Origin of the sequence: Ornithinimicrobium panacihumi, assembly GCF_052073805.1 — a bacterium.
GTDB classification, from domain to species: Bacteria; Actinomycetota; Actinomycetes; order Actinomycetales; family Dermatophilaceae; genus Ornithinicoccus; species Ornithinicoccus panacihumi.
This window is the reverse complement of record NZ_JBQGWG010000041.1, coordinates 1-6,959: the sequence shown is the minus strand read 5'-3', so window position 1 is coordinate 6,959 and position 6,959 is coordinate 1. Positions and strand designations below refer to the sequence as shown.

Annotated in this window: 5 protein-coding genes and 3 pseudogenes; 3 read left to right on the top strand and 5 right to left on the bottom strand. The window is 65.3% G+C overall.

Annotated elements, in window-relative coordinates; all coding sequences use genetic code 11:
• Positions 1–273 (bottom strand): transposase (locus tag ACTMMA_RS18020; protein ID WP_441191455.1); only part of this gene is annotated, 273 nt, incomplete at its 3' end.
• Positions 274–319: 46 nt separating this feature from the next.
• A pseudogene (locus ACTMMA_RS18015) lies at positions 320–898 on the bottom strand (IS1634 family transposase); the annotation flags it as partial.
• Positions 899–1,040: 142 nt separating this feature from the next.
• Here ACTMMA_RS18015 and ACTMMA_RS18010 point away from each other — a divergent pair.
• The 3 genes and pseudogenes from ACTMMA_RS18010 to ACTMMA_RS18000 all read left to right on the top strand — a co-directional run.
• Complete coding sequence (locus ACTMMA_RS18010; protein ID WP_441191454.1) at positions 1,041–1,331, top strand: transposase; 291 nt, start codon at positions 1,041–1,043, stop codon at positions 1,329–1,331.
• Positions 1,328–2,266 carry an IS3 family transposase gene (locus ACTMMA_RS18005; protein ID WP_441191453.1) on the top strand — a complete coding sequence of 313 codons (939 nt, stop codon included), beginning with the start codon at positions 1,328–1,330 and terminating at the stop codon, positions 2,264–2,266. Before ACTMMA_RS18010 ends, ACTMMA_RS18005 begins: the two co-directional genes overlap by 4 nt.
• A 30-nt stretch (positions 2,267–2,296) precedes the next feature.
• Positions 2,297–3,355, top strand: a pseudogene (locus ACTMMA_RS18000) (IS1634 family transposase); the annotation flags it as partial.
• A 35-nt stretch (positions 3,356–3,390) separates the two neighbouring features.
• On the opposite strand, the gene ACTMMA_RS17995 reads toward ACTMMA_RS18000, so the two are convergent.
• The 3 genes and pseudogenes from ACTMMA_RS17995 to ACTMMA_RS17985 form a co-directional block, all read right to left on the bottom strand.
• The gene (locus ACTMMA_RS17995) at positions 3,391–4,446 is read right to left on the bottom strand and encodes a DNA cytosine methyltransferase (protein WP_441191452.1); all 1,056 of its coding nucleotides are present in this window, start codon (positions 4,444–4,446) and stop codon (positions 3,391–3,393) included.
• A gap of 19 nt (positions 4,447–4,465) precedes the next feature.
• Entirely contained in the window at positions 4,466–5,680 is a 1,215-nt protein-coding gene (locus ACTMMA_RS17990) for a DNA cytosine methyltransferase (protein WP_441191451.1), read from the bottom strand.
• A 19-nt stretch (positions 5,681–5,699) separates the two neighbouring features.
• Positions 5,700–6,889: pseudogene (locus ACTMMA_RS17985) on the bottom strand (IS3 family transposase).
• Between the last annotated feature and the right edge of the window lie 70 nt (positions 6,890–6,959).

Below are 6,959 nucleotides of genomic sequence, written 5' to 3'. Positions count from 1 at the left end.
CACCCACAGGACCACGGATCGCTTGAGGACATCACGCTCCATCCGCAGCTCGGCGACCTCGGCTCGGAGTCGTTTGAGCTCGTCGTGGTCGTCCTTGGACAGCTCGCCGTGGCCCTCGCGTGCGGCGCGGGCACGTTGGACCCAGTTGCCCAGCGTGCCCTCGTTCACGCCCAGATCGCGGGCGACCTGCGCGACCGGCTTCTTGGTCTCTTCGACGATCCGGACCGCTCCCTCACGGAACTCCCGGTCGTACTTCTTCCTTGTCTCTGGCATCTCAGTCCTCATTGTCGATGCCTCTACGCTCCGGGGGGAACCTCAAGACGTCCCCGCTGCTGACCGCGTGCTCGAAGCAAGCGGTGGCGATCTGGTCGCGGTAGCCGCGCTCCTGCGCCCGGGCCAGGACCCTGCCCATCGTCTTGTAGCTGGCTGGTTCCTGGCCCAGGTCGGCCAGCACCCGTGCAGTGTCCAGCAGCGAGGTGGGCTCCACGACGCGGGCCAGGACCAGGGCTGCGAAGACTTCGTCGCCGATCGCGTCGAAGCCCAGCTGGGCGTACACCGCGGCGAGGGCCTCGAACAGCACCCGGCTGTCGGTGCCGACCACTCGTCCCGGGCCGCTGCGCACAGCCGGTGGCGCCACGGGCGCCTGGCCAAGCAGCGTCGGCTCAGCAACCGCCCCCACCAGCGCCACCGTCGGCGGGGCCGGTTCCACGTCCAGCTCCAGGACACCCTGGCCAGGGTCCTCCAGCAGCTCCCGAGCCCGCGCCATCAGCACCCCCAGCTCAGCCTCGGTATGAGCTGACCCGACATGCTTGACGATCCGCTGCCGCCCGCCCGCATACTCAGCGATCTGCACGGCCGTCGCCCCCGACTTCGTCCGCACCCGCCTGATGAACGCCACGACAGGAGGCTAGACGCACCCGGTTAGTGCGTGAAACCACCTCACGCACCAGCGATCACCGCAGGTCAGCCATCCGCCGCCTCCCCATGACGCACTATGAGGTTCCCCCCGGAGCGTAGAGGCATCGACAATGAGGACTGAGATGCCAGAGACAAGGAAGAAGTACGACCGGGAGTTCCGTGAGGGAGCGGTCCGGATCGTCGAAGAGACCAAGAAGCCGGTCGCGCAGGTCGCCCGCGATCTGGGCGTGAACGAGGGCACGCTGGGCAACTGGGTCCAACGTGCCCGCGCCGCACGCGAGGGCCACGGCGAGCTGTCCAAGGACGACCACGACGAGCTCAAACGACTCCGAGCCGAGGTCGCCGAGCTGCGGATGGAGCGTGATGTCCTCAAGCGATCCGTGGTCCTGTGGGTGAAGGAGGCGACGAAGTGAGCGTGGCACGCTTCATCGCCGACCAGAGGATCAAGTACCAGGTGCCACACACCCTCGTCTGCGCCCTGCTCGGGGTGTCCCTGGCGTGGTTCTACAAGTGGATCAAGCGAGCCGACGGCCCGGGCGCGGCCAGCGGCCTGTTCACCGACACCGACCGCCGCCGCGACACGATCGATCGGGCCGTGAAGATCGCGTTCAAGAAGGCCAAGGGTCTGCACGGCTCACCCCGCCTGCACGCCGACCTGCTCGAGCTGGGCTGGAAGGTGAGCGAGAAGACGGTCGCGGACTCGATGCGCCGCCAGGGCCTGGTGGCCCGGGTGATCAAGCGCCGGGGCGGTCTGACCAGGGCGGACAAGTCCAAGAAGCCGTTCGCGGACCTGGTGTGCCGCAACTTCACCGCCCCGGCGCCGAACTGTACGTGGGTGGGCGACATCACCGAGATCCCGACCGGTGAGGGCAAGCTGTACCTGGCCACCGTGATCGACCTGTTCTCCCGCCGGCTGCTGGGCGCGGCGACCAGCGAGCACCCCGACGCCGAGCTGGCGTGCGCGGCGATCCGGATGGCCGTGGCCACCCGGGGCGGCAAGGACGAGATCTGGCGCGACGATGAGGCCGAACGGGTCATCTTCCACACCGACCGCGGCTCGACCTACACCGCGTCCTCGTTCACCACCTTGTGCCTGGAGCTGGGGATCCGCCAGTCCATGGGCAGGGTCGGATCGTGCTTCGATAACGCTGCCGCGGAGGCGTTCTTCTCCTCCCTGGAGTGGGAGGTCCAGTCCCGGCACGACTTCGACACCCGGGCCCAGGCCCGCGCCGTCGTGATTGACTGGTGCTACGGCTTCTACAACCACGACCGGCGACACAGCTCAGCCGGCATGATGAGCCCGATCAACTACGAGACCGCCGCGGCCACCCAGCAGGACGCCGCATAGTGAAGCCCTCCACGATCTGGGGGGAACCACATCTCGCTGGTCATGTACGACGTGACGACCTTGTACTTCGAGGCTGAGAAGGAGGACGACCTGCGCAAGGTCGGCTACTCCAAGGAACGCCGGGTAGATCCCCAGATCGTGGTCGGGCTGCTGGTCGACCGTAACGGGTTCCCGCTGGAGATCGGCTGCTTCGAGGGCAACAAGGCCGAGACGTCCACGATCGTGCCCATCATCAAGGCGTTCCAGGCCCGGCACGACCTGGCCGACATGGTCGTCGTCGCCGACGCCGGGATGCTCTCGGCGACCAACCTGCGCCAGCTGGACGAGGCCAACCTACGGTTCATCGTCGGCTCCCGGGTGACCAAGGCACCAATCGACCTGGCCTCCCACTTCCGCTGGCACGGCGACGCGTTCACCGACGGGCAGATCATCGACACCACCACCCCACGGACCGGGCCCAACAGCGACAACGACGTCAAGGTCCGGGCCGAGCCAGCCTGGGACCGGGGCGAGTACCCGGGTTCGTGGCGGGCGGTGTGGGCCTACTCGGCCAAGCGCGCCGCACGCGACCACAAGACCCTCACCCTTCAGGAGAACCGGGCCAAGGCCGTCATCGCCGGGGAGAAGGCCGCACGCACCCCCCGGTTCGTGAAGAAGAACGGCGGCCACACCGTCCTGGACGAAGCATCCCTGGCCAGGGCCCGTCGCCTGGTCGGGCTCAAGGGCTACGTCACCAACATCCCCGCGGCGGTGATGCCGGCCGGAGAGGTGATCTCCTCCTACCACGACCTGTGGCAGGTCGAAGCCTCCTTCCGCATGTCCAAGACCGACCTCAAGGCCAGACCACTGTTCGCCAGAAAGCGTGACGCGATCGAGGCCCACCTGACCATCGTCTTCACCGCCCTGGCCATCTCCCGCGAGATCCAGAACCGCACCGGTCTAGCGATCCGCAACGTCGTCCGCCAGCTACGCCCCCTGCGCTCAGCCACCCTCGCCATCAACAACAGCTCCCAGACCTTCCCGCCCGAGATCCCCGCCGACAAACAAGCCATCCTCGAGGCCATCCGTGGCGGCGGACTCACGCACTAACCAAATGACCAAACTCAGGTTAGAACTAGTTCAGGTTAGGCTTTGATGTACCGCGCTATGTGGGTAGCTAGGGCTTTCGCAAGAGGTGGTGGTACGGCGTTGCCGATCTGGCGTGCTATGGAGGTGGGGCCTCCCACCCACCGAAATGTGTCGGGAAACCCTTGGATCCTGGCGGCTTCGAAGTGTGTGATGGGGCGATGAGCCGTCGGGTGTAGGAACCGTCCCTTTTCGGGCTTGAAAAACTCGGTCCTGATCGTGACGCTCGGCTTGTCCCAGGATAGCCGGCCCAAGACATCCGTGGCGCCGCGAGTGTGGCGGCGCCAGCAATCCATCTGGAGTGCGTCAGGCAGATCGCGACGGTCACCGCCCAGCGGGACTGCTCGATAGCGGGACGCGGCTAGGTCTGTCGGTGGACGCGTGAAGTGGAGGTCCTGCCCGCTGTAAGGTCCTCTATGCACTGCCCCATTGACAGTCACTGACCTTGTAGGGAGGTCCTCGCTCGCAGGCTCGGACGGGATGGAGCCCAGGGCCTTGTGATGCCCTAGGGGAATGTGATCTTCAGTCTGTGCGGGCGCTCCGATGGGGTCCATCTCCTGGCGCCTTCCAAGTACGAAGGCGCGCCGTCGAAGTTGGGGCACACTGTAGTCGGCCGCGTTGAGGATGAAGCTCTCAAGGGCCCATCCCCATAGCATCCCGCCCCGCCGCGTTTCTCTCTCTAGTTGGGTAAATTCCCGGGACGTTAAGAACTGAGGTACGTTCTCCATGACGAAGAACGCAGGTGATGTCCGTCTGATGACGCGGAGGTACTCGCGCCACAGGCCATTGCGGGGGTCGTCGACCAACCGACGCCCGAGGGGGGAAAAGCCCTGACAGGGCGGCCCTCCGACCACGACGTGCACGGCAGGTACCCCATTCTGGGGCCAATCATGAACGTCTGTAACGGCAATATGCTCCCCGAAGTTTAGGGCGTAGCTGGCTGCGGCATCCGAGTCTTTCTCGACGGCCCCGACCGGTGTGAAATGGCCAGACTGCACAAAGCCAGACGTGAGGCCTCCGCATCCGCTGAAGACGTCGAGGACCTTCAACCTCACTGAATCTCCTTGCCAGTTCTCATGCTAAAAAGAACTTGAGCTGCTGGGGTTCGAGGCTAGCCGTGTCGAAAAGTCCCGCGGCATTCAGGATAGATCTGCCCAGCGCTCGCGCCATTTCGAGAGGAACGGCGTTTCCGATCTGGCGCGCGATGTCAACCTTGCTTCCTACCCAAAGGTAATCATCTGGGAAGCCCTGCAGTCGCGCAGCCTCGTGATGGGTGATCGACCGGTCCTCTTCTGGGTGCAGATAACGGCCCTTTTCAGGCTTGAAAAACTCAGTTCGGATGGTCACGGAAGGCTTGTTCCAGTGCAGCCGTCCCATCACGTCACCCGAACCAGAGGTGTGCGTGACCCAGCAGGGTGACTTAAGGTGTTCGGGGAGGTTGAACCTGTTCCCACCCTCTGGAATGGCTTTGAAACGTTCCTTGGAGAGGTGAGTGAACCTGCGAGTGAGGTGCAACTCATCTGTGCGGAACGCACCTGGGAGCTCGAGTCCCTGGAAGACCCGTTTCCGGTCGGGAAGATCAATGCCTGTGGCCTTTCCGCGAAGGTCGTCAATCGCGTGGCGAACCGTTCTTAAGGATTCGCTAGTCGATAATGGTGCTGGCCAGCGGAGGGGGGAAAGATCTCTGTGGGTGCCGAGGACGACGGCGCGCTGCCGGCGTTGGGCGCTCCCGTAATCTGAGCTCGTGAGGATGCGTACGTCGATCGACCAATCAGCCAATGCGCCCCCTGGGCGGGCCCACGACGATAGTTCCTGGAATTCAGATGTCGACATGAATGCTGCAACGTTTTCCATGACGAACCACTTCGGCTGCGCGCGCACGAGCGTCTCGGCGTAGAGCTGCCAGAGCATATTCCGCTCCAGGCCCACTCGTGAGCGGTTGAGGCGGGAGAACCCCTGGCAAGGGGGGCCGCCGACGACCAAGTCAACCGCAGGGACGTCGTCGACGGTGAGCCAGTCCTCGATGCTCCCCGCGTAAACGATGTTGTCTCCATGATTCGCCTCGAACGTGGCCGCGGCAGCGAGGTCGTGCTCCACCGCTCGGAGAGTTTCGAAGACGGACGAACTCGAGTGGAGCCCAGCAGTGAGCCCGCCAGCCCCTGCAAAGAGGTCGAGGCTCGTGATCCGTCCACTCACCTCGATGTTTTCCTTTCTCTCACGCCGACCGAACCCCCATCGTAACTGGTGGAATGTGATGACGACCATGATCCACAGATGGGTCTGCTGCACGGGGAGGTGACAGGTTGGGTCACGCGGCCTTGGTGGCCGGTGTGGTCATGATGGTCTCGTACTCGACGGGGGTCAACTTGCCCAGGCGGGCTTGGCGGCGCCGGCGGTGGTAGGTGCGCTCGGTCCAGGTGACGATGGCGATCCTCAGGTCTTGGCGGGTGGCCCACCGGGCCCGGTCCAAGACGTTCTTCTGAAGGAGCGAGAACCAGCTCTCCATGGCCGAGTTGTCAGCACTCGAGCCGACCTGCCCCATGGAGCCAACCAGGGAATGACGGCGTAGCGCGCGCAGGAACTTGCGCGACCGGAACTGGCTGCCCCGGTCGCTGTGCACGATGCAGCCGGCCACATCCATGCCTGCAGCGGCCCGGGCAGCGACCGCGTTCTCCAGTGCCTGGACGGCCAGGCGGGCCTTCATCCGCGAGTCGATCGAGTAGCCGACGATCCGGTTGGACCACACGTCCTTGACCGCGCACATGTACAGCTTGCCCTCACCGGTGCGGTGCTCGGTGATGTCGGTCAGCCACACCTGGTTGGGCCCCTCGGCGGTGAAGTCGCGCTGGACCCGGTCCTCGTGCGCCGGCGGACCCGGCTTGCCGTTCTTGCCGCGAGGCTTCTTGCCGAAGCTGCTCCACCAGGAGTTGCTCGAGCAGATCCGCCACGCGGTCCGCTCACACATCACCTCGCCCTCGACGGCGGCCTCGTCGGCGAGCAGCCGGTACCCGAACTCGGGGTCGTCACGATGGGCGTCGAAGAGCGCGTCAGCCCGGTAGGCCTCGGTCAGCTCGCGCTCGGTGACCGGGTGGGCCAGCCACCGGTACTACTGCTGCCTGCACAGACCCAGGACCCGACACGTCACCGTCACAGGAACCCGGATCGGGTCCTGCTGCACGGCCAACTCACGGACGAACGGGAACATCATTTTGGGGACAGGTTCGCCTGCGACAGGTACGCCGCCGCTCGACGCAGCACCTCGTTCTCCTGCTCCAGCAGCCGGACCCTGCGCCTGGCATCACGCAGCTCGCTGGACTCCGAGGCGGGCGCTGCGGCCCCGCTCCCGGGCTGCTGGTCGGCGATCGCCATCCAGTTCGTCAGACACGACTCCGAGATCCCGAAGTCGGTGGCGACCTGCTTCAACGTCGTCCCGTCCTCACGAGCCCGGGCAACCCGGACCACGTCCTCACGAAACTCCTTCGGATAGGGCTTGGGCATGGTGCACATCCTCTCCTGCAGCGCCCCGCGGCACCACAGACTCGATGTCACCTCCCCGTGCAGCAGACCC

Excerpts from the sequence above, each read along its gene's own strand:
- ACTMMA_RS18010 (WP_441191454.1), top strand. The coding sequence starts at position 1,041 with ATGCCAGAGACAAGGAAGAAGTACGACCGGGAGTTCCGTGAGGGAGCG.